Origin of the sequence: Tritonibacter sp. SIMBA_163 (assembly GCF_046535935.1) — a bacterium.
Lineage (GTDB): Bacteria > Pseudomonadota > Alphaproteobacteria > Rhodobacterales > Rhodobacteraceae > Epibacterium > Epibacterium scottomollicae.
Genome location: NZ_JAWJBP010000064.1, coordinates 1 through 1,257, shown reverse-complemented (window position 1 = coordinate 1,257; position 1,257 = coordinate 1). Strand labels below are relative to the sequence as shown.

1 pseudogene is annotated in these 1,257 nt (G+C 59.6%); it reads right to left on the bottom strand.

What is annotated here, in order from left to right:
* Nucleotides 1–54: 54 nt before the first annotated feature.
* Nucleotides 55–1,196, bottom strand: a pseudogene (locus R0J92_RS21365) (IS5 family transposase).
* Nucleotides 1,197–1,257: the final 61 nt, after the last annotated feature.

The following is a 1,257-nucleotide window of genomic DNA, read 5'->3' as shown; positions in this document are numbered from 1 at the left end:
GACTCTGTTGCACAAATCCACTGATAGACAGAGTTCCCCTTTCCCTAGACGGACTTATCCCACGGCCTCGGTAGTGGGTATGCCGAGCGCCGTATAGCCGTTCATGACGGCGATGCGGATTTGGACTTCCGCGACCTGCCGGTCAAAGTCCCGTGCCATGAGGCGCTGCCCCAGCAGTTTAACGCAATGCATCCAGTCGTCGGGAAAACGATCCCCCGGATCGTTTTCTAATCCTCCTCATATCTCGACGCGGCTCCGGCGGTGGTAACCACTCCAGTTTCGCCAGATGGCGCGGCCGAGGTATTTCGAAGCTCTCAGGGCCTCGCTTCTGGCCACCGCACCCGCAGTGACGGTCTTCCACGGCTTGGCGTTTTTGCGGGGTGGGAGTGAGGAAGCCCAGGAAAGGGTCCGGGGGACCGTTTCCCTGACGAACGGCATGGGCGCCGCGGTCAGCGATGGCATCGTGGCATTTGCGAGTATCATAGGCGCCGTCTGCGGTGACGCTGCTGATCGTCTCGTTCGTCGGGATCTGGTTCAGAAGATCTGGCAGCACCGGCGCACCACCGATGTGGCTCCCGGTGATCTCCACGGTCCGAACCTCCAGCGTTTGTTCGTCGATCCCAAGATGTATCTTGCGCCAAACCCGCCGCTTGGGCCCACCATGCTTGCGCGTTTGTCGGGAAAACAGTCCCCCAGACTGTTTTCTGATCCTCCGCACTCCACTCTCCTTCACCCTCGACCTTTGATACCGGTGCTGTCCGCTGCCCGGCAGTGGTTTGCTTGCAAACCATGAGAGGGGATCAGCAGGTGCAATGGGTCGTGAGAGCCAATATACGGGATGTTCACGGCCAGCGTTCTCTGGCGGCGCGAGAGCGTGCTGAAATCGGGCACCGCCCAGTTCAAACCGATCAAACGCAACAGGCTCTCGACGAACCCGGTCGCCAATGGGCTTGAACCAATGGCGCCTTCACTGGCTCACTCTGTCAGAGCGCCATACCGAACAGCACCTTCATCGTCAGGCATGTCTGGATGGCCGTATCGCTGTAGGTTTGCCGCCGCCCGCGTCGTCCTGTCGGCACGGCGTCCCAGCTCATCTCGGGATCGAACCAGACTGTCAGAGAACCTCTGCGCTTGAGCGCTTTATTGTAGGCTGACCAGTTTCTGGTCTTGTAGGTTGGGGGTGTCGGTCTGCTCATGCAGCCCAGCTACCACGCTGGTTTCACGAGATGAATCCCTCAAGGGATTTGTGCAACAGAG